At 59.7% G+C, this 23,609-nt stretch carries 24 protein-coding genes (1 of these 24 only partly in view); 9 read left to right on the forward strand and 15 right to left on the reverse strand.

Translation table 11 applies throughout. From position 1 onward, the window contains the following. From msrQ to ACZZZU_RS12170, 6 genes are all read right to left on the reverse strand, one after another. Window positions 1-542, reverse strand: the 5' portion of a protein-coding gene (msrQ, locus tag ACZZZU_RS12145; RefSeq protein ID WP_122491879.1) for a protein-methionine-sulfoxide reductase heme-binding subunit MsrQ. The gene continues 52 nt to the left of window position 1, outside the view; 542 of the gene's 594 nt are visible here — the first part of the coding sequence; the start codon lies at window positions 540-542; its stop codon lies off the left edge, out of view. Beyond that, a complete protein-coding gene (gene msrP, locus ACZZZU_RS12150; protein ID WP_463550727.1) occupies window positions 542-1,549 on the reverse strand; it encodes a protein-methionine-sulfoxide reductase catalytic subunit MsrP in 1,008 nt (335 codons plus the stop codon). The genes msrQ and msrP overlap by 1 nt, the downstream gene beginning before the upstream one ends. A 64-nt stretch (window positions 1,550-1,613) precedes the next feature. Next, on the reverse strand, window positions 1,614-2,429 hold the full coding sequence (gene pssA, locus ACZZZU_RS12155; protein WP_122491881.1) for a CDP-diacylglycerol--serine O-phosphatidyltransferase: 816 nt from the start codon (window positions 2,427-2,429) through the stop codon (window positions 1,614-1,616). Between the two features lie 149 nt (window positions 2,430-2,578). Continuing rightward, the gene (gene ilvC / locus ACZZZU_RS12160) at window positions 2,579-3,595 is read right to left on the reverse strand and encodes a ketol-acid reductoisomerase (RefSeq protein WP_122451504.1); all 1,017 of its coding nucleotides are present in this window, start codon (window positions 3,593-3,595) and stop codon (window positions 2,579-2,581) included. Window positions 3,596-3,643: 48 nt separating this feature from the next. Next, entirely contained in the window at window positions 3,644-4,135 is a 492-nt protein-coding gene (gene ilvN, locus ACZZZU_RS12165; RefSeq protein WP_108099957.1) for an acetolactate synthase small subunit, read from the reverse strand. Between the two features lie 2 nt (window positions 4,136-4,137). Next, the gene (locus tag ACZZZU_RS12170) at window positions 4,138-5,862 is read right to left on the reverse strand and encodes an acetolactate synthase 3 large subunit (protein WP_463384007.1); all 1,725 of its coding nucleotides are present in this window, start codon (window positions 5,860-5,862) and stop codon (window positions 4,138-4,140) included. Between the two features lie 408 nt (window positions 5,863-6,270). Here ACZZZU_RS12170 and ACZZZU_RS12175 point away from each other — a divergent pair, with 408 nt between their 5' ends. Next, window positions 6,271-6,717, forward strand: coding sequence for a DUF4124 domain-containing protein (locus ACZZZU_RS12175; RefSeq protein ID WP_122491882.1), 447 nt, complete (start codon window positions 6,271-6,273; stop codon window positions 6,715-6,717). A 25-nt stretch (window positions 6,718-6,742) separates the two neighbouring features. Here ACZZZU_RS12175 and ACZZZU_RS12180 read toward each other — a convergent pair whose 3' ends face one another. The 3 genes from ACZZZU_RS12180 to mrcB are packed head-to-tail and all read right to left on the reverse strand — an operon-like array spanning window position 6,743 to window position 10,167. Next, window positions 6,743-7,075 (reverse strand): YqcC family protein, encoded by a 333-nt coding sequence (locus ACZZZU_RS12180; protein ID WP_463550728.1) that lies wholly within the window; start codon window positions 7,073-7,075, stop codon window positions 6,743-6,745. Beyond that, window positions 7,075-7,824, reverse strand: a complete 750-nt coding sequence (locus ACZZZU_RS12185; protein WP_463550729.1) for a tetratricopeptide repeat protein — start codon at window positions 7,822-7,824, stop codon at window positions 7,075-7,077. Before ACZZZU_RS12185 ends, ACZZZU_RS12180 begins: the two co-directional genes overlap by 1 nt. 15 nt (window positions 7,825-7,839) lie before the next feature. Further along, complete coding sequence (gene mrcB, locus ACZZZU_RS12190) at window positions 7,840-10,167, reverse strand: penicillin-binding protein 1B (protein WP_463550730.1); 2,328 nt, start codon at window positions 10,165-10,167, stop codon at window positions 7,840-7,842. 117 nt (window positions 10,168-10,284) lie between these two features. Here mrcB and ACZZZU_RS12195 point away from each other — a divergent pair, with 117 nt between their 5' ends. The 5 genes from ACZZZU_RS12195 to ACZZZU_RS12215 all read left to right on the forward strand — a co-directional run bounded on the left by ACZZZU_RS12195 (window position 10,285) and on the right by ACZZZU_RS12215 (window position 14,244). Next, entirely contained in the window at window positions 10,285-11,847 is a 1,563-nt protein-coding gene (locus ACZZZU_RS12195) for a bifunctional aminoglycoside phosphotransferase/ATP-binding protein (protein WP_463550732.1), read from the forward strand. 85 nt (window positions 11,848-11,932) lie between these two features. Then, on the forward strand, window positions 11,933-12,283 hold the full coding sequence (locus ACZZZU_RS12200) for a pentapeptide repeat-containing protein (RefSeq protein WP_122491887.1): 351 nt from the start codon (window positions 11,933-11,935) through the stop codon (window positions 12,281-12,283). Further along, window positions 12,280-13,032, forward strand: coding sequence for a class I SAM-dependent methyltransferase (locus ACZZZU_RS12205; protein ID WP_463384012.1), 753 nt, complete (start codon window positions 12,280-12,282; stop codon window positions 13,030-13,032). The genes ACZZZU_RS12200 and ACZZZU_RS12205 overlap by 4 nt, the downstream gene beginning before the upstream one ends. Window positions 13,033-13,068: 36 nt before the next feature. Further along, on the forward strand, window positions 13,069-13,341 hold the full coding sequence (locus tag ACZZZU_RS12210) for a TfoX/Sxy family protein (protein ID WP_122491889.1): 273 nt from the start codon (window positions 13,069-13,071) through the stop codon (window positions 13,339-13,341). Between the two features lie 105 nt (window positions 13,342-13,446). After that, window positions 13,447-14,244, forward strand: a complete 798-nt coding sequence (locus ACZZZU_RS12215) for a Crp/Fnr family transcriptional regulator (RefSeq protein ID WP_463384013.1) — start codon at window positions 13,447-13,449, stop codon at window positions 14,242-14,244. A 273-nt stretch (window positions 14,245-14,517) separates the two neighbouring features. On the opposite strand, the gene ACZZZU_RS12220 is transcribed toward ACZZZU_RS12215, so the two are convergent. The 6 genes from ACZZZU_RS12220 to ACZZZU_RS12245 form a co-directional block, all read right to left on the reverse strand. Beyond that, window positions 14,518-16,878, reverse strand: coding sequence for a DUF6160 family protein (locus tag ACZZZU_RS12220; RefSeq protein WP_463550733.1), 2,361 nt, complete (start codon window positions 16,876-16,878; stop codon window positions 14,518-14,520). 11 nt (window positions 16,879-16,889) lie between these two features. Continuing rightward, window positions 16,890-17,507 (reverse strand): hypothetical protein, encoded by a 618-nt coding sequence (locus ACZZZU_RS12225; protein ID WP_463550734.1) that lies wholly within the window; start codon window positions 17,505-17,507, stop codon window positions 16,890-16,892. After that, on the reverse strand, window positions 17,497-18,534 hold the full coding sequence (locus tag ACZZZU_RS12230) for a hypothetical protein (protein WP_463550735.1): 1,038 nt from the start codon (window positions 18,532-18,534) through the stop codon (window positions 17,497-17,499). The genes ACZZZU_RS12225 and ACZZZU_RS12230 overlap by 11 nt, the downstream gene beginning before the upstream one ends. A gap of 1 nt (window position 18,535) precedes the next feature. Further along, window positions 18,536-19,618 (reverse strand): DUF6160 family protein, encoded by a 1,083-nt coding sequence (locus ACZZZU_RS12235; protein ID WP_463550736.1) that lies wholly within the window; start codon window positions 19,616-19,618, stop codon window positions 18,536-18,538. 188 nt (window positions 19,619-19,806) lie between these two features. Then, on the reverse strand, window positions 19,807-20,415 hold the full coding sequence (locus tag ACZZZU_RS12240; RefSeq protein WP_122491894.1) for a hypothetical protein: 609 nt from the start codon (window positions 20,413-20,415) through the stop codon (window positions 19,807-19,809). Between the two features lie 341 nt (window positions 20,416-20,756). Further along, the gene (locus tag ACZZZU_RS12245; RefSeq protein ID WP_122491895.1) at window positions 20,757-21,530 is read right to left on the reverse strand and encodes a ParA family protein; all 774 of its coding nucleotides are present in this window, start codon (window positions 21,528-21,530) and stop codon (window positions 20,757-20,759) included. 308 nt (window positions 21,531-21,838) lie between these two features. Between ACZZZU_RS12245 and ACZZZU_RS12250 the strand changes: the two genes are divergently transcribed. Genes ACZZZU_RS12250 through ACZZZU_RS12260 form a run of 3 tightly spaced genes read left to right on the forward strand, consistent with a single transcriptional unit; the run spans window position 21,839 to window position 23,602 of the window. Further along, window positions 21,839-22,579 carry a beta-ketoacyl synthase chain length factor gene (locus ACZZZU_RS12250; RefSeq protein WP_463550737.1) on the forward strand — a complete coding sequence of 247 codons (741 nt, stop codon included), beginning with the start codon at window positions 21,839-21,841 and terminating at the stop codon, window positions 22,577-22,579. After that, on the forward strand, window positions 22,552-23,361 hold the full coding sequence (locus ACZZZU_RS12255) for a lysophospholipid acyltransferase family protein (protein ID WP_122491896.1): 810 nt from the start codon (window positions 22,552-22,554) through the stop codon (window positions 23,359-23,361). The genes ACZZZU_RS12250 and ACZZZU_RS12255 overlap by 28 nt, the downstream gene beginning before the upstream one ends. After that, entirely contained in the window at window positions 23,342-23,602 is a 261-nt protein-coding gene (locus tag ACZZZU_RS12260) for a phosphopantetheine-binding protein (RefSeq protein ID WP_122451521.1), read from the forward strand. The genes ACZZZU_RS12255 and ACZZZU_RS12260 overlap by 20 nt, the downstream gene beginning before the upstream one ends. Window positions 23,603-23,609: the final 7 nt, after the last annotated feature.

Raw genomic sequence — 23,609 nt, forward strand, 5'->3', positions numbered from 1 at the left:
ATGAGCAGCGCGCCAACTACCGCGTAGATCAGCCACTCCTCTATATCCGCCCGAACCACCCAAAGCATATGCAAGAGCACCAAAGCCAACACGGCGTAGACCAACCGATGCAGCACCTTCCAGCGTCGGCCCAGCTTTCTAATACTCCAGCGGTTGGACGTAATGGCCAACGCGAGCAAGCCGATAAACGCCAAAGCCCCAACGAAGATGTAAGGGCGCTTGCGCAAGTCGATCAACAGCTGCCCGCCATCCAGTCCAAGCACAAACACGGCGTAAGCCGACACATGCAGCACCGCATAAGCAAAGCACCAAAGCCCCAACTGCCGCCGCACCGCAATCCAGCCGCCCCACGCGGTCAAGCGCTGCAGCGGTGTCATCGCTAAGGTAATAAGCAGCAGTGTCAGCGCACCCAGCCCCAAGCGATCAACAAGCACCTTGCCCGGATCTGGCCCTAGCGCAAACGCCCAGGCTTGATACAGCCAATACAAAGGAAGAACCGGGGCCAGACAAAACACCGCAACACGCCATAGCCGGTATCGCATCAATAGTTAGTCCGCAAATCTAAACCGCTATACAACGAGGCCACCTCGTCATACCCATTGAACAGACGGGTCGGCATCACATTCGGACTAAACAGACTGCTCGGCAGACGTCGCTCATGCGCCTGCGTCCAACGCGGATGGTCAACGGCCGGATTTACGTTGGCATAGAACCCATACTCGTCAGCCGCCAGCGCCTGCCACGTATTAGTAGGCTGCTCTTCCGTCAGGGTGATTCGCACAATCGACTTGATGCTCTTGAAGCCATACTTCCAAGGCACGATCAGACGCAACGGCGCCCCGTTCTGCCCCGGCAACACCTGCCCATACATGCCAACCGCAAGAATCGCCAACGGATGCATCGCCTCGTCCATGCGCAAGCCTTCTATATAAGGCCAGTCGATCAGCGAGAAGCTGGAGCTCTGCCCTTTCATTTGCTCACGGTCGACCACTGTTTCGAAGCGAACATATTTGGCTTTCGCCGTCGGCTCGAAGCGTTTGAGCACGTCGCCCAACGAAAACCCCATCCAGGGAATGACCATTGACCAAGCCTCGACGCAGCGTAGGCGGTAAATTCGCTCTTCAAGTTGCTGCTCCTTGAACATATCCTCCAACGAGTAGCGACCCGGCTTGGCAACTTCCCCATCAACCATCACCGTCCAGGGCTCAGCTTTAAACGAGCCGGCGTAGCGTGCCGGGTCGCCTTTATCAGGCCCAAACTCATAGAAGTTGTTGTAGTGCGTAGCGTCTTTGAACGGCGTGATCGTTTCACTGCCGGCTGTAACGGCTTGCCAGCGAGCCGCCTTCAACTTGTCAGCGAACCAACCTGGCGCCGGGGCTTCTTCAACATCCGCATAGCGCGAGGCTTCCGCGCGCACGTATGCCGGCAGCGCCAATGCCGCGGCGGCGCCACCTGCTGCAGCAAAGAAGGAACGACGTGAGAGGTAAACCGACTCGGGCGTGACGTCGGATTCACTCGACGCGGAAGCAGAAGGGATTTTGATCAACATGGGAAACTCCGCGACTATCAGTGACTGACGCGCCAATAGACCGCGGAGCTTGAGGGAAATTACATCACTCCGCAGTTTTACGACGGCGCAGGCGCAGCAGGTATTGAACAGGCCCGGACGCAGCATAGGCGAGGAATATCAGCAGCAGAATACGTGGTGGGTCGCTGAATACCACGGCGAACACCAACACCACCGCAAGAATCGCTACAAAAGGCACCCGTCCTTTGAGGTCGAGATCCTTGAAGCTGTAATACTTGATGTTGCTCACCATCAACATGCCTGCGGCTGCCACCAACAAGGCGATCACGAACGACATGTTCGAACCTTGGATGCCGAAGTCGCTGAACGCCCATACGGTGCCCGCGACCACACCGGCTGCTGCCGGGCTAGCCAGACCAATGAAGTAGCGTTTATCGACCGTGCCAATCTGCGTATTGAAGCGCGCCAACCGCAGCGCAGCACCGGCCACATAGATGAAGGCAACCATCCAGCCCACTTTGCCCATGCTTCCCAGCGCCCATTCAAAGGCAAGAATGGCCGGCGCTACACCGAACGCGACCATATCGGACAGCGAGTCGTACTCGGCGCCGAACGCGCTCTGGGTATTGGTCAGACGCGCAACGCGACCGTCGAGACTATCAAGCACCATCGCTACGAACACCGTGGCGGCTGCTACATAGAAGTTGCCGTTGATGGCATTGATGATCGAGTAGAAACCGGCAAACAGGTTGGCGGTAGTGAACAGGTTGGGCAGCAGGTAAACCCCGCGGTGGCGGACTTTGCGCCCTTCGGCGTCATGACCTTCTTCAACATGCTCATCGATTGGCAGCAGGCTCTCTGCATCGGAACCGTTAGCCGGCTCCTCGGGACGTTCGTTCATGAACTACACCTTGCAACGGTTTGGAAAGTTTTCGACCAGTACGCTGATCCGGGGTTCACCCCGCTCCAGCACTGAGGCTTTATACCAGAGCCTTAGCCTAGAACGAAAAAACGCGGCCGTAGCCGCGTTTTTTCTGGATCGCAACAGCCTTAGTTTTTGGCTTTGTCGACGATCTTGTTGGCAGCGATCCACGGCATCATGGAACGCAGCTGCTCACCAATGATCTCGATACCGTGAGCGGCGTTGTTACGACGCTTGGCGGTCATCGATGGGTAGTTGGTGGCGCCTTCGCTGATGAACATCTTGGCGTATTCGCCGTCCTGGATGCGCTTCAAAGCGTTACGCATGGCCTGACGGGATTCGGCGTTGATGACTTCCGGACCGGTTACGTACTCGCCGTATTCAGCGTTGTTGGAGATCGAGTAGTTCATGTTGGCGATACCGCCTTCGTACATGAGGTCAACGATCAACTTCAGCTCATGCAAGCACTCGAAGTAAGCCATTTCTGGCGCATAGCCGGCTTCAACCAGTGTTTCGAAGCCCGCTTTAACCAGCTCAACGGTACCGCCGCACAGAACGGCTTGTTCGCCGAACAGGTCGGTTTCGGTTTCGTCTTTGAAGGTGGTTTCGATGATGCCGGTACGGCCGCCGCCCACGCCCGAAGCGTAAGACAGGGCAACGTTCTTGGCATTGCCAGAAGCGTCCTGGTAAACAGCGATAAGGTCAGGAATACCGCCGCCTTTGACAAACTCGGTACGCACGGTGTGACCCGGAGCCTTCGGCGCGATCATGATCACGTCGAGGTCTTTGCGCGGCACAACCTGGTTGTAGTGAATCGCGAAGCCGTGGGAGAAGGCCAGGGTGGCGCCTTTCTTGATGTTCGGCTCGATTTCGTTTTTGTACAGCTGGGACTGGAACTCGTCCGGGGTCAGGATCATGACCAGGTCGGCAGCAGCAACGGCAGCAGGCACGTCAGCTACTTTCAAACCATGAGCTTCAGCTTTGGCGCGGGAAGAGGAATCCGGGCGCAGGCCAACGGTCACGTCAACACCGGAGTCTTTCAGGTTGCACGCTTGAGCGTGGCCTTGCGAACCGTAACCGATAACGGCGACTTTCTTACCCTGGATGATGGAAAGGTCGCAGTCTTTATCGTAATAAACTTTCATGAATTTCCCCTGATTTCTGAGGCCCGTCAGGGCCTCGCGCTAAATGAGTTAGATGCTCAGAACTTTGTCGCCACGGGCAATGCCGGTGACGCCGCTGCGGACCGTTTCCAAAATCGAACTGGTGCCCACTGCCTGAATGAAGCTGTCCAGCTTGTCGCTGGTTCCAGCGAGCTGGATGGTGTAGACGCTGCTCGTCACATCCACAATCTGGCCGCGGAAAATATCGGTAGTACGCTTGATCTCGGCACGCTGCGCGCCCGTCGCTTTCACTTTCACCAGCATCAGCTCGCGCTCGATATGGGCGCTTTCCGACAGGTTTACCAGCTTGACGACTTCGATCAGCTTGTTCAGGTTTTTGGTGATCTGCTCGATCACCTCATCATGGCCGACAGTAGTCAACGTCAGACGCGACAAGGTCGGATCTTCAGTCGGCGCCACGGTCAGGCTTTCGATGTTGTAGTTACGTTGAGAGAACAGCCCCACCACGCGGGACAGCGCGCCCGGTTCGTTTTCCAGAAGCAGAGAGATGATATGTCGCATGATTATGTCCGCTCCGTCTTGCTCAGCCACATGTCACGCATGGAGCCATCTCTGATCTGCATCGGGTAAACGTGCTCGCTGGTGTCCACCTGGATATCGAGGAATACCAGACGATCTTTCATCGCAAAGGCCTCAGCCATTTTTGGCTTCAGGTCTTTCAGATCGGTGATTTTCATACCCACGTGGCCATAAGCCTCGACCAGTTTGACGAAGTCCGGCAGCGATTCCATGTACGAGTGCGAATGGCGCCCGCTGTAGGTCATGTCCTGCCACTGGCGAACCATGCCCAGCACACCGTTGTTCAGGTTGACGATCTTGACCGGCAAGCCGTACTGCAAGCAGGTCGACAGTTCCTGAATGTTCATCTGGATACTGCCTTCGCCGGTCACGCACGCCACGTCGGCGTCCGGGAAGTTGAGCTTCACGCCCATCGCAGCCGGGAAGCCAAAACCCATCGTGCCCAGACCACCGGAGTTGATCCAACGGTTCGGCTTGTTGAAGCGGTAGTACTGCGCCGCAAACATCTGATGCTGGCCCACGTCGGAGGTCACAAAGGCATCGCCGTTGGTGACGTCGCACAAGGTCTCAACCACGGTCTGCGGCTTGATGATGCTGCCGTCGCCCTTCTCGTAAGGGAACAACGCGCCTTCGCCACGCCACTCATCAACCTGTTTCCACCAGCTGGCCACCGCTTCTTTATTCGGGGTTTCGCCGATTTCTTTGAGGATGGCGACCATCTCGGTCAGCACACTGTCGACCGGACCTACGATTGGCACGTCGGCCTTGATGGTTTTCGAGATCGACGCCGGATCGATGTCAATGTGGATGATCTTGGCGTTCGGGCAGAACTTCGACGGGCCATTGATAACACGGTCATCAAAGCGCGCGCCAACGGCCAGAATCACATCGGCGTGGTGCATCGCCAGGTTGGCGGTGTAGCTGCCGTGCATGCCCAACATGCCGATGAATTGGCGGTCAGTACCAGGGAAACCGCCCAAGCCCATCAGGGTATTGGTCACGGGAAGATTCAGCATTTTCGCCAGCTCGGTGAGCGGCTCGGATGCATTGCCCATGATCACGCCGCCACCCGAATACAGAATTGGGCGCTTGGCCGCCAGCAGCATCTCAGCGGCTTTGCGGATCTGCCCGGAGTGGCCACGCACAGCTGGGCTATAGGAGCGCAGCTTGGCTTTCTTCGGATAAACGTATTCGAACTTTTCCGCCGGGTTGGTCATGTCTTTCGGGATATCGACAACTACCGGACCTGGGCGGCCGGACTGAGCGATATAGAAAGCCTTCTTCATGACTTCGGGGATTTCGGACGGGTGTTTGATCATGAAGCTGTGCTTCACGATCGGCCGGGAGATACCGATCATGTCGGTTTCCTGGAACGCGTCGGTACCGACCATATTGCTAGGCACCTGGCCAGACAGGATCACCATCGGGATGGAGTCCATGTAGGCAGTGGCAATACCGGTAATGGCGTTAGTCGCACCAGGGCCGGACGTCACCAGCACCACGCCGGCTTTACCGGTGGCGCGGGCGTAACCGTCAGCCATGTGGGTCGCGGCCTGCTCGTGACGAACCAGGATGTGAGTCACTTCCGGCTCTTTGAACAGCGCATCGTAAATATGCAGGAGGGCACCGCCTGGGTACCCATAGATATGCTTAACGCCTTCGTCACGCAAAAAGCGGACGACCATTTCAGCGCCAGATAAAAGCTCCACGTTGTTCACCTCTAAAACGCTTAGAGAACCGCTCACAAACGAACGGGTCCGAATAGGTTTACCGCCAAGCAGAGCATGAGCGACGGTGGTCGCCGACTACGCCAGCTACTACTTGAGCAAGTATTGGGAACGCCCCTAAGTGTTTCGGGGTTTTCCCACCCAGCGCGAGGTAACGCGTTGCGGGTGTAACAGGTCGGCACGGGTATGCGCCTCATGTCTGCTGAGCTAAAGCCTGCTTGCGGCCGACTCCACTACAGCGAACGTCGAATTGTTCGGATTCAACGCTCTCAAGTCAAGTCATCCGTGGTGCTTTCTTTGAATTGCAGCTGTGACCGGGTGCAGGGTGACGAGTGGCTGGATTTGGTTATAGTTAGCAGCACGTTCCGCCGCTAATCAGAAGGACACCGCATGCGACGCATGATCATCACCGGCAGCTTGCTGTTGGCCCTAAGCGCAGCCGCCTCGGCCAGCCAGGTTTACAAATGGGTCGATGCACAGGGCAACACCCACTTTGGCGCCCAGCCGCCGCAGGGCCAGGACGCTACGCCGATCAGCACCCAAGTTTCCCAGCCGAAGCCAACGCCTCCCCCGGCACTGCCCAAATTACCGGCACCCGGGACGGTCGATGATCCGGCGCAGAAAGCCATTGATGAAAAAGTGAAGAAAGAAATTGCCGCGAAAGAGGAAGAGCGCGCGAAGTACTGCGAGGCGGTGCGTACCCACCTGTCGCAACTTCAGAACAATCCGCGCTTGATGGTGCAAGTGAACGGCGAAACACGCCGCTTCACCGAGGAAGAGCGGCAAAGCAAAATTGCCGAAGATATGAAAGCCATTACCGACACGTGCAGCGACTGACGCCTCCCGCCACACCGGCAACTTCCTAGGAAGTTGCCGCGCCGATCAAGCCATCAAACTCGCCAAGCAACACGAGCAAGCCGGTCGCCTTGCCTAGCTTGGCGCTGTAGACCATTTCCGCCATTGGCCGAATGCCAGACACCGACGGCAGCGGCTGCCCGCTTTCGATAATTACCTTCATGCGCGGCAGAAAAATCCACTGCAGCCACTCTTCGAACGACAGGCTATCGACGCAAAACGGTTCGACGCTAGCCAAAGCTTCAGCGGACGGAGGCGTCGCCGCCCACCATCCTTGAGCACGCAATTCCCGCTCAATCAGCAGCAAGTGATCCGCCAGCGCAGGCAGCCGCTGATCCATCAGAGGTTCACCTGAGCCTTCTGGCGAGCCTGGGCGGCGCCCGAGGCGTTGCCTTGTTTTTCCCGCGCTTGGGCGATCAGCCCCCACAGGCTGGCCTGCAGCGTGGGGCGGCCGCTGGCATAAGTCAGACCACGCTGCGCCACTTGTTCGGCTTGCGCAGCATCACCTTGAGCCAAACGCACCTGAGCCAGTCGATACAAGACTTGCGGCTCGCTTGGGGCGATGCGCTGTGCGCGCTCCAGACTGGACGAGGCACCATTGAGATCGCCACTGCTCTGCTGCTGTTGCGCCGTGGTGAGCAAGGCCAGCACCGGGCCATCCAACTGTTCATCAGCGGCCAGACCGCCCGATGACGGGATACCGCTTGGCGCAACAGGAGTCGGCACGCTGTAACTGGCGCTCGGCCCGGGTGTAATCGGACCCGTCGTGATCGGGCCAGGCGTAATACCGCCCGACGAGATCGGCGCACTGCTCACCGACGAGCCGCTTGGGTAAGTTTGAATGGGCGCAGGCGCGCGCCCCTGGCCAGGCACCATCACCACCACGCCGGAATCCTGCGGGACCGCTTGAGTCTGCGGCTGGGCTGGCGTTTGCGCATAGCCGCCAGTGGTCGCACGCCCATTAACGGGCGGACGGTCAGCCGAGAGCGGCGCGCCAGAGTCGACCACCGGAATCGAACCACGTTGAACACTGGCGCAACCGGTCAGCAGGCTGGTGGCTATTAATGCAGGGATCAACCACTTATTCACTGAGCACCTCATCACTTAATTCATCCAACCGCGCACCCAGTCCATCACTTCTCCCGCAGGCGTTTGCCCGCCGCAGGCCGCACCGGCTGCCGGCTCGCTGCCGCGAATATACGGCATCTGAACCGCATTCGGGCAGTTGGCATCGGAGCCCTGGCCGTTGTTCGCGTCGACCCACACCTGCACCACGTTATCGGGCAGCGGCATGTTCAGTGGCAGTGGGTCAGCCTGCTTCATAAAGCCTGTCCACACTTGCAAAGCACCCGTTGCGCCGGTGAAGGGTGTGCCGCCGTTATCGTCACGCCCCATCCACACAACAGCCAACAAATCCTGACTGAAACCGGCAAACCAGCTGTCCCGTGAATCGTTGCTGGTGCCGGTCTTGCCGGCCAGGTTCAACGTCGACGGCAGTTGGTTATAGACCGAGCGCCCGGTGCCTTCGCGCATCACGCGCTGCATCGCGTTCTGTACCAGGTAAATGGCACCTGGATCAAAACGCTGTTGAATCTGGAACGGATAGCGCTTGAGAGGTTCCCCTTCGGCAGTCAACACACTCCGAATACCGCGCAATGGCGTGTTGAAACCACCATTGGCCAGGGTCTGGTACATGCCGGCCACTTCGATCGGACTGAGCGCGCCCGCGCCCAGCAACATCGATGGGAATGCCGGCCACTCACGGGAAACACCCAATCGCTGGAGCGTCTTCAACACATTCGGAACACCCAGCTCCAGCCCGAGCTTGGCGGTCGACAAGTTGTAGGAGTTAGCCAGGCCTTGGTACAGATAAATCGTGCCGTGAGCCTTGCGATCGTAGTTTTGCGGCGTCCACACCTGACCGTCTTTCCCCTTGACCGAGAACGGCTCGTCCTCCAGCCAACTGGTCAACGTGTATTGGCTCGGACGCTCCAGCGCAGTCAAGTACACCGCCGGCTTCACCAGCGAGCCAATTGGCCGCACCGCGTCCAACGCGCGGTTGAACCCGGCGAAGCGCGGTTGACGGCTGCCAAGCATGGCCTGGATTTCGCCGCTCTCCGGATTGGTCACCACCATGGCGGCCTCCACTTCGTCCGCGCCTTTACGGCCTTTGAAGCCCTTCAGGGTGGAGTGCAGTGCGTTTTCGGCTTTCTGCTGAAGAATCGGATCGAAGCTGGTGAAGATTCGCAGGCCTTCTTCCGTCAAGTCTTCATCGCGGTAGTCCTGACGCAACTGGCGCTTCACCAAATCGAGGAACGCCGGATAGGAACTGTCCGCCATGCTGCCGCGTTTGGTCACGCCCAGCGGCATTTTCTTGGCCGCTTCGGCTTGCTCGACGGTGACCACGTTTTGCGCAGCCAACAGATCGAGTACCAGGTTTCGGCGCTCGAGGGCGCGATCCGGATTGCGGCGCGGGTTATAGAAAGTGGGTCCCTTCACCATGCCGACCAGCAACGCCACCTGATGGAGCTTCAGCTCCGCCATGGGCTGGCTGAAGAAGTACTGACTGGCCAGACCGAAGCCATGCACCGCACGCTGCCCGTCCTGACCGAGAAATACCTCGTTGAGGTAAGCCTGGAGAATTTCCTCCTTGCTGTAATGCAGCTCCAGCAACACCGCCATCATGGCCTCAGTGGCTTTACGGCTGAGGCTGCGTTCGCTGGTCAGGTAAAAGTTTTTCACCAACTGCTGCGTCAGCGTACTGCCGCCCTGGCGCATCTGCCCGGCGCTGGCATTGACCCAGAACGCACGGGCAATGGATTTTGGCGACACGCCGAAATGGTGGAAAAACTCGCGGTCTTCAACCGCTACCAATGTTTCCACTAAATAAGGAGGAGCCTGATCGAGCTTGATCAGAATCCGGTCCTCGTTGTGCGCTGGATAAAGGCCCCCGATCAACAGCGGCTCCAGGCGTGCCACGGCGAGATCCTGGCCGCTGGACTGAGTGAGCCCGGCCACGTAGTCGCCAGAAAACTTCACCCGAATGCGCTGCGCAGGCTCCGCACCTTCATAAAACTGAAAGCCGCGGGTATTCAAATCAATGTTATTGCCCGCCACCACTGCGGCGCCGGGTCCGGTCACCGAGGTTTCGCGGCGATAGCCAAGGGCATCCAGCTCGGTGAGGAAGTCGTCTTTTGCCAGCTTCTGGCCGACGAACAATTCCAAAGGCCGGGCGTACACCTTGGCGGGAATGGTCCAGCGTTTGCCGGAGAATTTCTCCTGCACCACGGCGTCGAGGTACACGGCAAAACCGGCCACGACCACCAGGCCGACGATGCTGAGTTTGAGCAGCCAACCCAGCCAGCGGCGCATGCCACCAGAGCGGGATTTAGGGCGCGAACGAGAGGGGCGAGAAGATCGGGTACGTGTCATGGCGGCGCATTATACGCACTTTGCCTGGGCCAGACAGACGCCTCCCAGCGGTTTGCACACTTGCTCACAGCCGCCATAATGGCCGCCTGAATTCAGTCCGTTATTCAAGGAAAGACCGTGAGCCAAACCCTGATTGCCGCCTTGCAGAACCCGGCCCTTTACCCGCATCCGGTAGAAGGTTTCCAGGTCATTGAAACGCACATCTCCTGGGTGGTGCTGACCGGTCCCTTCGCTTACAAAATCAAAAAGCCGGTCAACTTCGGCTTTCTCGATTTCACATCTCTTAGAGACCGCGAGCACTTCTGCAACGAAGAGCTGCGCCTGAACCAGCGCCTGACCGAAGGGCTGTACCTCGAAGTGCTGCCCATCACCGGCAGTGCCGATGCTCCGCAGATCAACGGCAGCGGCCCGGTAATCGACTACGCCCTGAAAATGCGCCAGTTCCCGCAAAGCCAGCTACTGGCCGAAGTGCAGAGCCGCGGCGAGCTGACTACCGACCACATCGACGCACTCGCCACACAGATCGCGCAGTTCCACCTGAGCGCGCCGCGCGTGCCGCAAGACCATCCGCTGGGCAGCGCCGCCGCGATCATGGCGCCGGTCACGCAAAACTTCGAACAGATCCGCCCCATGCTCTCGGAAAAAGCCGATCTGCTTCAGCTCGACGCGTTGCAAGCCTGGGCCGAAGCCAGCTTCGAGCGCCTGCAGCCGCTGTTCGAGCGTCGTAAAGCTGAGGGCTATATTCGTGAATGCCACGGCGATATCCACCTGGGCAACGCCACCCTGCTGGACGGCAAAGTGGTGCTGTTCGACTGCATCGAATTCAATGAGCCCTTCCGCCTGACCGACGTCACCGCCGATGCCGCCTTCCTGGCAATGGACCTGGAAGACCGTGGCCTCAAGCCGTTGTCGCGCCGTTTCGTCAGCGCCTGGCTGGAACAAACTGGCGACTACGACGCGCTGGAAATTCTCAACTTCTATAAAGCCTATCGGGCGATGGTGCGTGGCAAGGTCGGCCTTTTCCGCCTCGGCCAGGAAGAAAGCGCCGTGCAACGCGCCGTGATTCTGCGTCAGTACCGCAGCTATGCCGCCCTGGCCGAAAGTTACAGCGCCATTCCCTCGCGCTTGCTGGCGATCACCCATGGCGTTTCGGCCGTGGGCAAAAGCCATGTCGCAATGCGCTTGGTTGAAGCCCTCGGCGCCATTCGCTTGCGCTCGGACGTCGAGCGTAAACGTCTATTTGGCGAGCAGAAATCGGCCGAACAAGGTCAGTTGACCGCCGGTATCTACAGCGAAGACGCCAGCGTTGCCACGTACCAGCGCCTGCATCAACTGGCGGAGTCGGCCTTGCGCGCCGGCTTCCCGGTGGTGATCGACGCAACTTACCTGAAACAGGCGCAGCGCCAGGCCGCGTGGGACGTTGCGCAGGAAACCGGTGCCCCCTTCGTGATTCTGGATTGCCAGGCTCCCGAAACCGTTATCGCCAGCTGGTTGGCGCAGCGTCAGGCGGCCGCGCAAGATCCTTCGGATGCCACCATCGAGGTTATCCGCGCCCAGCAAAACAGCCGCGAGCCGCTTAATGCAGAAGAACTGGTGCTGACCAAACGCGTCGACACCCATGAGAGCGCCAGCCTCGACTCCCTGATCGAACGCATCCGCCAGCGCCTGCCAGGCCTCTAAGCCTCCGCGATCACCGCGCTCAGCCAGCGGGCAGAGCTGAGCGCGGCTTCTATACTGCCGATGAACCCCACATCGGAAGTCCGCCATGAGCAAGCCGCGTCAATTGGAAAATCCGCTGTACGTGCTGCTGCACAACGAAGACATCGAAGGCGTGAACGCCTTGAAGGCCCAAGGTGGCGACTTTGATCTATCCGACGGCGACTTCCGCGGCCTGGACCTCAGGCTGCTCGACGCCAACGGTTTCAATTTCACCAACGGCTACTTTCGCGGCGCCGATTTACGCGGCCTGGACTTGCGCAACACGCGCATGGACGGCGCGAGCATCGCGCACGCGCAAATCTCCGGGGTGTTCTTCCCCATCGAACTGAGTGCGGATGAAATCGTCATGTCGCTTACGTACGGCACGCGCATGCGCTATCGGTCCACGACTTCATGAGCGAAATTGCCCAACTGTTCGGTAACCGCGCTGCCGCATACGCCAGCTTCCGCCCGCATTACCCGGATGCCTTGTTTCAATGGCTGGCGCAGCAAAGTCCCAGCACCGAACGCGCACTGGATATCGCCTGCGGCTCTGGTCAGGCCAGCGAACCGCTGCTTGCCCACTTTCGCCAGGTGTTGGCCTGTGACGCCAGCGTTGAGCAACTCGCTGCCAGCGAAACGCTCCAGGCGACGTCCGTGTTTGCCGCTGACGCAACGGCCATCCCGCTGGCCAGCCGAAGCCTGGATCTGATCATTGTCGCCCAGGCGCTGCATTGGTTCGCCGGCCCATCCTTCTTTGATGAAGTGCAACGGCTGCTGAAACCGGACGGGCTGTTTTGCGCCTGGTGTTATGGGCTGATGAGCATCGACGAGGCGATTGACGAGGTGGTCAACGATTTCTACTGGAACACGCTGGGCGGCTACTGGCCAGCCGGGCGGGCCAGCATCGAGGCCGGCTACCGCGACATTCACTCACCGCTGCAACCAATAGCGATGCCCGCCTTTTCCATGCAGGCGCAGTGGAGCTTCGACCATCTGTTGGGGTACTTGCGCACGTGGTCGGCCTGCCAGCTGTGGGAGCGCAAAAATGGCCGCGATCCGGTCGCCGACGTCGCCCCGGCACTGGAAAAAGCATGGAGAGATGTCAAACAGCCACGTTTTGTGAACTGGCCGCTACACTTCCTGGCAGGGTCCCCGTCGCGCTAACCGCGGGGGACTAAGCACGGCAGCCAAGGAGGCGCGATGAACGACGAACTGCAACACCTCAAAAACCTGGGTAAAACCTCATCGCAATGGCTGCATGCCGTCGGCATCCATAGCGCAACCGACCTACGCCGCCTGGGTGCAGTGGGCGCCTACCGTGCCGTGCAGGCGCGCGGGTTCAGGGCGTCGAAGGTCTTACTCTATGCAATCGAAGGTGCATTGCTGGATGTGCACTGGAATGAGTTGCCTCCGGCCCACAAAGCGGAGTTGAATGGCCAGCTCGACGCTATGCCCCCGCACAATAAGAGCTAGCTCACATCCTCTGCGCTCGAAGATTTACGCCGAGGCGGCCACGAACTATTGTTTCAGGGACCTTCGTGCGTTCTCGAAAGCCCAGCCAGTTCAAGGAATTACTGTATGTACCTACTCGGGGAGCAACCGGCGTACGCCGACCAGCTGATCAACCGACTGCAAGGCATCCCCACGCAACTGCTGGAAGGGCTTGCGCCTTCGGGCGCGACCTTGCGTCTGGAGCGCACCGACGACCTCGCGCTAGCAGTGCCGGGAAATCAGCTGTTCATCATCGAAAACGGCTTACTGCATGCGTTGGTCGATGAGCGTCCGTTGTTCTATCTGCAGGAAGGCGATCTGTTCGGCCTGCGCCAAGGCATCGAATTTCCCACCTGCCGGTACAGCAGCGAAGAACCCCTGAGCCTGGTGCCGTACACCCGCAGCGAAGTGTTCAAACATATCTATGCCAGCGAAATGCGGCTGGAACTATTCGTTCAGTACTTGATTGGCCATACGGCGCTGCTGTCCGACGCGCTGGCGCGTTTGAAGCAGCCGGAAATCCGCCCCGCCACCGGCTTCCAGCATTTTGCTGCTGGCGAAGAGCTTATTCACCAGGGCGACGAAGCCGACCACGTATTCATCATCATCGAAGGCCACGCCGAGGCTTACGTCGACGGCCATAAGGTCGGCGATGTTCAGAAAGATGAAATCTTCGGCGCCATGGCGGTGTTCACCCGCGAGAAACGCAGCGCCACCGTTCTGGCCAGCGAGCCGTGCACGGTGATGGTAATTCCGAAGGAACAATTCCTCAGCCTCACGCAAAGCAATCCGCGTATCGCCCACAGCCTGATTGAAAGCATGGCGCGGCGCATCGATCTGCTGAACAAAGAAGTCACCCAGCTGCGTTTGCCCGCTAGCGAGTAAGCCGTACGCTGTACGCAAAACCCGGCCAAGCGCCGGGTTTTGTGCTTTTAAAGCCCGGCGAGAAAAAAGTTTGGGGGAAGGGGTTGACTGAGAAATGAGAATTGTTATTATTACCGCAACTGGTCGCGAGATCAGTCGATATTTTGAGAGACCTTCAGTCGGCCTTTCAGATTATCTCCTCATCAGGCTAATCACGGTTTTTGACCCGGCTCTTGCCGGGTCTTTTTTTGCCCGCGAAAAAGTGCGCGATGCGCGCCGATAAAAGCCGCGCGCTTAGTTAATCGGCGTAGCGGTGAGGTTGGCGCGAATGTCGGCGTTCTGCGCCTTGATGCCATACATGGCCGTCACCGCACCGCCGGTTGGGTGCACATTCTGCAAGCGATCCACATTCACCTCTTTGAAGGTAATGCGCCCGTTCACCGCAAACCCCAGCGGATCCGGCGTCACGGTCGTGCCCGCGTTCGCCCCGCTTTTCACTTTCACCGTGGTCGGTGCGACGTCCAGGTTCAAGTCGGCATTCACGCCATAGGTATTGACGTTGGGATTGTTCGGATCGCCGTCGGACGTGGAAAAGTTGTCGATCACCAACTGCGCCCCGGTGCCGTTGCCTGCCGTGCGGTTGGTTTCCCACAGCACCTGGTTGCGCTTCTCGTCGGTGGCGACGCCGTTGACCGAGCTGTCCACCGCCGTATCACGCACGAACACGCTTTTCAGTTTCACCGACACACCTTCGTTGCCGCGATCTTCCCAGCGCCCGCCGCTGGCGCCACAGGCACTTGCCGTGGCGCCGCTGCCGCCGACACACAACGCACCGGCGCCGCCTGAACTCAGCGCCAGGGTCGAACCCTGCTCGTACCGCTTGAGCATGATCCGCCCGAGACTGGTGCCCGTGGCGCGGTCACCCCAGCGCACATCGCTGACGTCGAGCTTCGACCAATACGTGCCCTTACGCAGTTCGACGCCGCCCTTCTCGCCCGCCGCGCCGCTGCTGATATCCAGCGTGCCGTCACGGAAATGCATGTCGTAACTGGTGCCCGACAACCACAACCCGCGCCCGGCCTCGTCGACCGTAATCGCCGCCCGCGCTTCGGTCACATAGAAGTCAGCGTTATAGCGCACACCGCTGCCCACGTTGCCGCCCGGTTGAATGGTCAGTTGGCCATTCAGGGTGAAGTCGTAGGCGGGAAAAATCTCCATCAGCACCAGCAACTCGGTGCCGCCCTGCAACGGCGCCGTGGCGCTGCCGACCCGCAGGCCATCGAAGCTGTAACTGCCCTTGACGTTGTTCAGGCCCACGCGCAGCCCGTCGTAATGGCCGTTATAGCTGCCCAGGCTCATGTCGCTCTGGGTGCCGGCGTAGCAGCCGGTGCTGGCCCCGGCCGCGCAGCTTTTGGTCACATCGAGCGTCACCTGGCCGCTGCCATTGGTGCGCAGGCCGCTGAACCACATGCTGTTGCCGTTATCGGTCAGCGATACCGAACTGTTGACCATGTTCCAGCTCACATCCGCAGTCACGCCCTTAAGCCCGGAGTTAACGTCGCCGCCCGGCCGCAGCTTCAGCCAGTTCTGCTTCGCGCCGTCATCCAGGAAATTCAGATCAATCCCAAGGCTGCCAAGCTTCTGGTTGCTGGCATTGCCAATAATGAGACCACCCAAGGTCGCATTCAGACGCAAATCAGGAAACTTCACCTGAGCAAATGTCCCCACCGTGTCGCTCGCCAAGTCCACCGTCAGGCCACTGGTGCTGCTCAGCACGCCAGCAAAATTCTCGGCCCGCAGCACGCCTTCGTCTTGATACTGAAACAGGCTGTTGGTGATCGCTATATTCGGCCGAATGCGGATGCCCTGCCCGCTGGCGCCGCCACTGGCAATGCTCAGGCTGCCGCCCAGACGCAGGTCAAGCGTCAGCGAGCCAAAACTCATGCTCGCGTTAGGGTCGCGAGTGTCCGGATTTGTCGGCGTCGCCAGCACGCCGTTCACCGCATCGCCATGGGCCAGGTCAAGGCCGATGCCAGCGATGCTCGCCAGCACCCGCGAATTGCCGAGGTCCAGTTTCACTTCCTTGCCGCTGCCGCCATTGACGATGTCGACATACGCGGCATTGAGGTAGGCGTTCAGCGACATGCCGTTGACGATCAGGTCGTAACCGTTATCGCGGTAGTAAAACGTCACGTCGGTCAGCGACAGCTTGCTGTCATCGAGGCCGATGCCACTCACGCCGCTGCTGCCGCCGCCTTTTACCTTCAGTGTCGCGCCCAAGGTGTAAAACGCGCGAAAGCTGCCGAAGCTGTTGCTGCTGCCGGCCATCTCGACGTTGTTTACCGCCAGCACTTGTGGACTGGCTTTGTGCTCGACCACCAACTGATTGCCGACCACATCGACCTTGGTGGTGGAGGTGGCCGTGGCGCCACTGGCCGGCCGATTGCTGACATCTTTGAGCGCCACGGTTTTGCCGTCTTCGCTGTAGCTGACCGTACTTGCCGACCAACCGCCGCCGTTGATTTCCATGCTGATGCCGGACTGCCCGTTCACACCGGCCAGGCTCTCATCGTCCAACGCCTGCATGGCCAGCGCCGGCGCAATGAGGCCCAGCAAGACCATGCACAGTGGTAAACGCAGCAACGAACGGCGCATCGGCTTACCCCTCAGTTTTTAGGAAACACCAGCACGTTGCCTTGCATACGAATGCTGCCGTCGATTTTCGCCGAGAAAATGTTGGTTTGCTGATAGCTCGCATCGCCGCCGTTAGCGGCAGTGCCGGCCTTGTTGCGCCAGCCGCCCTGGTTGGCCACCGCGAAGGTAAAGCGGGTGTCTTGAAACTTCACTTCGTTGGGCAGGCCGAACTCCAGCGTGTCCTGGGCGAACGTGGCGCCATCGCCATTGAAGCCGCCGTCGATAAACCGTGTGCGAAGGGTCAGACCGTCAAAGCTGAACACGCCTTTCATATTGTCCAGCACGTACCAGCCGCCGGCGGCCTCAGCGCGAATGGCCAGGCGCATGCCGCAATCTTCCGGCGAGCTGGCGCCAAGGGTGGCGCAACTGCGTTGGTTGGCCGTCCAGGCGCTGGAGGTATTGGTGGTTGGCGTCGACCACAACACGCCGCCGTTTTTATTCACGCTGAAATCACCTGATAGATACACGCCGCCTTGGCCGCTGGTGGCGCTTAACGCGTCATCGGCCATGGGTTGCAACTCACTGCGCGCCAGCGCTGGCAGCAGCAAGGCCAGCCACAACACCAACCACTCGATGCGCTTAAAGGTCATGGCTGGTCACCTTCAGGTAATTAATGCTCAAGCCCTGCAGCGTGTTGTAGCCAAAGTTGTAGCCACCGGTGCTGTAGTTGCCGCTGCCGACTTTGAGGTTGTCGATGACGATATTGGTGCGCGGCGCATTGGCGTAGAAGTCGGTGGCCAACGTGTTGCGCTGCGCCGCCGTGGTGCCGCCCGCCGTGGGGTTGGGCAGCTCCAGCACAAACTGGCCGTTGCTGTTGACATCGAACAGCAGGGGCTGGGTTTTGCCGTAACCCAGGGAGATGTTCGCGTACATATTGCTCAGCGTGATGGTGCGCGCCTCTTGGTCGGCCGCCGTGGCGCAGTTAGTAGCGCCGGCCGCGCACGACATCACGGTCAGCCCTTTCGCATACAAGTTCAGGCGCATCTCACCCACCAGTTGGCTACGGGCGCTATCGCCCCACAGCCGTAGGTACGAGCCGTCCATGGCCAGCTCGGCGATGTCGATATTCAAAATGTCGGTGCGGCCCGCGGCCACCTGAAAGTCAAAACGAATGCCCAGGTCTGCCTTCTCGCTGGCCCGGCTCGAACAGTTGCTGCCTGCCGCTGCGTAGCCGGAAATACAGGCTTGCCCGGCAGCGCCTGTCAGCCGCTCGGGAAAGGTCAGCGCCAGCACCGCGACATTGCTCGGCGTGGTTTGCACCCACACGCCGTCGTCGCGCAGGGTGCGCAGGTTTTCGCCCTTGTTGAGGTCGAGCGTGAACGGCGAACTGAGGCGGCCGATGGTCACCGGGTTGAGGTTGGCACCTTTATTACTGCCTGCCGCGCCGAGGTAGAACTCCTTCACCGAAATCGGCACGTTCTGACCGCTGCCGTTGGTGATGTCGTTGATGGTGATGGTCGCGTTATTGGCGTCGAGCAGAATGTCTTCCAGCACAAAACCGAAGCCTGCACCTTGCACGCCAGACAATTCCTGATCGTCCAGCGCCTTCATCTCGGCCTGCGCCAAGGAGCTGAAGCCCAACAAGGCCAAGCCAGCGAACCGCCAGAGGGCGCTCATGTCAGCAACCCGCAGTGGCGCTGCCGAGGCAGGTGTCTTGCCGCGGAATGCCGTTGAACGCCTGGTTGAAGTCGATGTTGATCGGCGAAACCATATTGCCGTTGGCATCTCGGTACTTGGGCATGTTCATGAACGCGCCCTTGAGGGCAGTCATAAAGCTGTTGCTGTCCAGGTCGCGCCAGGCCACATCCTTGGTCTGCAGCGAGATGAAAAAGCCTTTCGCCGCGCCTTCGATAGCAGCCGTGCCGGCCTGATCGGCAATGCCCAGGTTGCCCACCGGCAGCGATTTGAATTGGTCGAGGTTGAAGCAGGTCTGGATGCCCAGCAGCGCGCAGCCGTTGGACTTGATAATGCCCAGCGCGGCGTCGGTCAGAATCGGCAGGCAGCCGCTGGTGCACGTCAGGCCGTCACCATTCTTGACGCCGGCCTGGGTGCCGCGAATCGGGTCGGATGCGCCACTGCTGTTCACCAACTGCGCATCTGCCTCCAGCACGCTGGAGGTGTAAATGCCGCCGATGCCCAAGATGAGTTTCTGGCCGACGTTGGCCTGGTCGTAAATCGCCTGGCCGGTGCCTTTGATATGCACCGGCACGTTGCCGGTCAGGCTGGCGATGTCGCCGGAGAGCGTGCCCTTGGCCTCGCCAAAACCGATGCGCACGCCGATGACTTTGTTGCCCTCGTACGCCAGCTCGATAAACGGATTGGCGATTTTGAACGCATTGATGCTGTCGTCGGCATTCACCGTGCCGAGGGCAAAGTTGTTGATCAGAATGTCGGAAGAACCCGCCACTTCGCCCGGCCGGGTCAGGGAATCGTTGTACTGCCCGAGCTGAAGTTTCTTCATATTCAGCTGGGTGTCGAGGTTTACGCCCAGGTTCACCCGCGTGTAGTTGATGCCCGCATTGGCGTCGGTGGTCAGGTTGATGAATGCCTGCCCGGTGACGTTCGACAGTTCACTGTCAGCCAGCGCCTCCAGCTTGGCCTGCGCAGCACCCGGCAGCACGGCGACGGCAAGCAGCGCCAGCGCAAACAGCGAACGCAGAGGGGACCGGTGACCTGCGGCAAGGCTACGGGGCGAGCGCATGGCGATTTCCTTATTCTTATTGTGTTCGGACCCTTGGCAGCGCGCGGGCGCGGCAAGAATCTACGGCATCACTATAAGAACCTGGGCTGCAACCGGCGCCCGACCCATAGTCGAGTCTGTAACAGGGAGTTCGAGGGGCGTGTGGGGCGACTGTTACGAGACACCACACTGGCGTAACGCCACTGCGCTCAGTGCTGACGGAACAGCGCGATCAGGTGATCGGCAATGGCGCCCTTGATGGCGTCGACACTGAGTTTGGAGCTGTTGCCCAGCTTGTCCGGATTGATGCGATGCAGATGCAGCGACGGCATACGCGCCTCGTACTCGCGCAGATCGCCCTTGATCAACACCGGCAGAAAGGTCTCGCCCTTGGCCGCGTAGCGCTGAATCAGCAGCTTGAGCCCTTCCTGAAACGGCAACTCTTTCGACGCTACCAACCGGTGCTCGCCGGGAATCTTCAAATACAGCCCGGTATAGCCCATGGTTTCGCCCGGCAGAATGTGAATACCGGTGGGCTCCACGGCATCGGCCGGCACGTCATTGAACGTGTCGTGCCAGGCCTGTTCATCCGGAAGAATCGTGATGCTGCCCTCCTCCGACTCCGGCACCACGAAGCTGTAATTGCTGTACAGCTTCTCCACATAGCTGGAATAGATGCACAACCGATTCTCAAACCGCTGCAAAAATGCCACCGCCTCGCGGCGGTCGGTGATTGCGTCCAGGTCCCAGTCGAGGTCGCTTTGACGCTCCAACTCGTCCCAACGGGCTTGGGCATAGGCGGCGGTGGAAGTGGACATGGGCAATCCGTAGAAGAAAGGCAGACACACGGCTATCGCAGAAAACATGCCAAGGGATTCAAGTACTTAAAACGGGGGCGGTGGGGGCGGGAGATGGGAAGGGTGCGACCTTGAGGGGGCGGAAACTGCCGAAAATGGTCAGGTGGGGGTGGGGGCTTGGGACAGGCGGAGTTGGCGCGTGATTCAAACCCCAGTACGACGCAGAATTCTGGATCCCCGCGTTCGCGAGGATGACGGTGGTCTCTCTCAAAAACATCCGTCATCCTCGCGAACGCGGGGATCCAGAATCGCTCGGCATACCTAAAGGCTGAAAAACACGCGAATGAATAATCAATGGGCCCCTAAACCCCAGCCTCCAGCAAGTTATGCAACTCCACAAACTGCAACGTCAACTTATGCTTGGGCTCCAGGAAAATCAGCGGCACCGACACCTGATGCGATTCACGCATCTTCACCGAGCTGGCCAGGTACACCGGCAACACCGGCAAGCCCTCGGCAATCAATTCATCCAGCAACTGCTGCGGCAAACTCGCCCGTGCCTGGAATTGGTTGACCACAATCCCCTCAACCTCCAACCCCTCGTTGTGGTCTTCCTTCAGCTCTTCAATCTCGGCCAACAGGCTGTACAGCGCCTGGCGGGAAAAACTGTCGCAATCGAAAGGAATCAACACACGATCGGCCGCGATCATCGCCGAAACGGTGTAGAAATTGAGGGCGGGCGGCGTATCGAGATAAATGCGGTCGTAGTCTTCGGACAAGTCATCAAGCAATTTGCGCAGCTTGTTGATCTTGTGTTTGGCCTCCAGCTTGGGCTGCAAGTCGGCCAATTCACGAGTGGCGGTCACCACGTGCAAGTTGTCGAACGGCGTTTCGTAGATGTCTACCTGACCTTTCTTGGAAAACGGCCCCGTCGACAACGTTTGCTTGAAGAAATCGGCGATTCCCATGGGGATGTCTTCGCCGGTCAGCCCGGTGAGGTACTGGGTGGAGTTGGCCTGAGCGTCCAGGTCGATGAGCAACGTGCGATAGCCCTCTTGGGCACTCACCGCCGCCAGGTTGCAGGCGATGCTGGATTTCCCCACGCCGCCTTTCTGGTTGAACACTACGCGTCGCATATCCCCACCTCGTCCTGAGCCTCGAATAGTCCCGGATTCTATGCAAAGCGCACCGCTAGGGCGAGGCACTACCGTGAACAGTGACCAGCGGCGCGGATATTTCTCCGCAACATGGGCAAAATAGCGCCCGCAATCCGCACCTGTAACCAATGTTTGCTTGAGCCCCGCCACGTCGGGATAATGCCGGCACTTTGCTATGGCGCTAGCGCGGTTGCGACTTTTCCACCGGCGAACACAGCTGCGGCTGTTCGATGGACCTGGCCAAGCCAGGAGCGATCGCCTTTTTTACATGGACGCAAAAGCTGCCGATGCATTTCTCAATCGAACAATGGCGTGCCTGGGCCCCCGGCCTGGAGCAGGAAGCTGACTGGCTGGCATGGAGCCAACAGTCCGAGCCGCCTGCCGTCAGCGATTCGCTGCCCGACGTCAGCTTTCTTCCGGCCATGCAGCGCCGCCGCCTCAGCCCGCTGGCGCGCATGGCCTTCAGCGTCGCCTGGCCACTGGCCGACGCCCATGGCGCGCCGCTGCCGCTGGTGTTCGTCTCCCGTCACGGTGAAACCCCGCGCACCTTTGCCCTGCTCAGCGATGTCAGTGCCGGCGCGCCCTTGTCGCCCACTCAATTCAGCCTTTCTGTGCACAACGCCATCATCGGCCAGTGGTCGATCATGCGCAGCGACACCAGCGAAATGACGGCGCTGGCCGGCGAAGCCGATGGCCTGGAACATGCAGTGCTCGAGGCGCAGTTGTTACTGGCCGATGGTGCGCCCGCGGTATTGCTGGTGATCGCCGAAGACACACCGCCCGCCGCCTATGCCGGTTGGGTGAGTGATGTTCCGTTTCCCTACGCCGTCGCACTGCTGCTGACGCCAGGCGAGCGCTGGAACCTGCACCTGAGTACCAAAACGCAAGCACACGCAACACCTGCCGATACAGCCACCGCAGAGTGGCCGCACGCACTTAACCTGGTTCGCGCCTTGAATAATGGCGCAACCACCTTGGAGCATCGTTGGAGGAATCGACAATGGAGCTGGCAACAGAACAGCGCCTGAGCCGTTACAGCGCGCCCTATTGGTGGCGCCTGATCGCAACCGCCCTGAGCTTCACGCTGTTCGGGGTCGGTGGCGTACTGCTGCGCATCGTGGTGTTTCCGCTGCTGTCGCTGCTGCCGGGCGACGCCGTGGCGCGCCGCACCCGCGCCCGTGCCACCGTGAGCTGGACGTTCCGCGCGTTCGTGGAATTCATGCACCGCACCGGCGTGCTGACGTTTGAAGTGCAAGGCATCGAGCGCCTTGGGCGTCCGGGACAAATGGTCATCGCCAATCACCCGTCGCTGATCGACGTGGTGGTGCTCATTGCCTTCATCCGCGACGCCAACTGCGTGGTCAAGCAGAGCCTGTGGGACAACCCCAGCATGCGTGGGCCGATTCGTGCTGCCGAGTACATCAGCAACAGCGGCAGCATGGACATGCTCGACGAAACCTCCGGCGCGCTGCGTGAAGGGCAAACCCTGGTGATATTCCCCGAAGGCACGCGCACCACGCCGGGGCAGGCACCGGAGTTTCACCGGGGCGCCGCCGCTATCGCCTTGCGCGGTGCAACGGTGGTGACGCCCGTGGTCATCAGCGTAACGCCCACCACGCTGACCAAGGCCGAGCCTTGGTACCGCATTCCGGCGCGGCGCTTCCATTTCAAAATGCGCGTGGGCGAGGACATCGACCCGCAGCAATTCGCTGCCCACAGCTCGGCGCCTATCGCCTCGCGCAAACTCAACGAACATCTGCACCAACACTTTATTAAGGAGCTCGCCAAAGATGAGCGATCTGCAACTTGAAATAAAAAACCTGATCATTGAGGCCCTGGGCCTGGAAGACATCGGTCCCGACGATATCGACGCCGAGATGCCGCTGTTCGGTGAAGGCCTGGGCCTGGATTCGGTCGACGCCCTGGAGCTGGGCCTGGCTATCCAAAAGCGCTTCGGCTTCAAGATTGACGCCGACGCCAAAGACACCCGCAAGCACTTCGCCAACGTGGCTAGCCTTGCTGTGTTCGTGTCTGCACAGCAAGCCGCGTAAGAGAGAC

This window comes from Pseudomonas sp. AC136, from assembly GCF_979258585.1.

Coding starts and splice junctions, on each gene's coding strand:
- msrP (WP_463550727.1), bottom strand. CDS start 1,549: ATGTTGATCAAAATCCCTTCTGCTTCCGCGTCGAGTGAATCCGACGTC.
- pssA (WP_122491881.1), bottom strand. CDS start 2,429: ATGAACGAACGTCCCGAGGAGCCGGCTAACGGTTCCGATGCAGAGAGC.
- ilvC (WP_122451504.1), bottom strand. CDS start 3,595: ATGAAAGTTTATTACGATAAAGACTGCGACCTTTCCATCATCCAGGGT.
- ilvN (WP_108099957.1), bottom strand. CDS start 4,135: ATGCGACATATCATCTCTCTGCTTCTGGAAAACGAACCGGGCGCGCTG.
- ACZZZU_RS12175 (WP_122491882.1), top strand. CDS start 6,271: ATGCGACGCATGATCATCACCGGCAGCTTGCTGTTGGCCCTAAGCGCA.
- ACZZZU_RS12180 (WP_463550728.1), bottom strand. CDS start 7,075: ATGGATCAGCGGCTGCCTGCGCTGGCGGATCACTTGCTGCTGATTGAG.
- mrcB (WP_463550730.1), bottom strand. CDS start 10,167: ATGACACGTACCCGATCTTCTCGCCCCTCTCGTTCGCGCCCTAAATCC.
- ACZZZU_RS12200 (WP_122491887.1), top strand. CDS start 11,933: ATGAGCAAGCCGCGTCAATTGGAAAATCCGCTGTACGTGCTGCTGCAC.
- ACZZZU_RS12205 (WP_463384012.1), top strand. CDS start 12,280: ATGAGCGAAATTGCCCAACTGTTCGGTAACCGCGCTGCCGCATACGCC.
- ACZZZU_RS12210 (WP_122491889.1), top strand. CDS start 13,069: ATGAACGACGAACTGCAACACCTCAAAAACCTGGGTAAAACCTCATCG.
- ACZZZU_RS12215 (WP_463384013.1), top strand. CDS start 13,447: ATGTACCTACTCGGGGAGCAACCGGCGTACGCCGACCAGCTGATCAAC.
- ACZZZU_RS12220 (WP_463550733.1), bottom strand. CDS start 16,878: ATGCGCCGTTCGTTGCTGCGTTTACCACTGTGCATGGTCTTGCTGGGC.
- ACZZZU_RS12225 (WP_463550734.1), bottom strand. CDS start 17,507: ATGACCTTTAAGCGCATCGAGTGGTTGGTGTTGTGGCTGGCCTTGCTG.
- ACZZZU_RS12230 (WP_463550735.1), bottom strand. CDS start 18,534: ATGAGCGCCCTCTGGCGGTTCGCTGGCTTGGCCTTGTTGGGCTTCAGC.
- ACZZZU_RS12235 (WP_463550736.1), bottom strand. CDS start 19,618: ATGCGCTCGCCCCGTAGCCTTGCCGCAGGTCACCGGTCCCCTCTGCGT.
- ACZZZU_RS12240 (WP_122491894.1), bottom strand. CDS start 20,415: ATGTCCACTTCCACCGCCGCCTATGCCCAAGCCCGTTGGGACGAGTTG.
- ACZZZU_RS12245 (WP_122491895.1), bottom strand. CDS start 21,530: ATGCGACGCGTAGTGTTCAACCAGAAAGGCGGCGTGGGGAAATCCAGC.
- ACZZZU_RS12250 (WP_463550737.1), top strand. CDS start 21,839: ATGCATTTCTCAATCGAACAATGGCGTGCCTGGGCCCCCGGCCTGGAG.
- ACZZZU_RS12255 (WP_122491896.1), top strand. CDS start 22,552: ATGGAGCTGGCAACAGAACAGCGCCTGAGCCGTTACAGCGCGCCCTAT.
- ACZZZU_RS12260 (WP_122451521.1), top strand. CDS start 23,342: ATGAGCGATCTGCAACTTGAAATAAAAAACCTGATCATTGAGGCCCTG.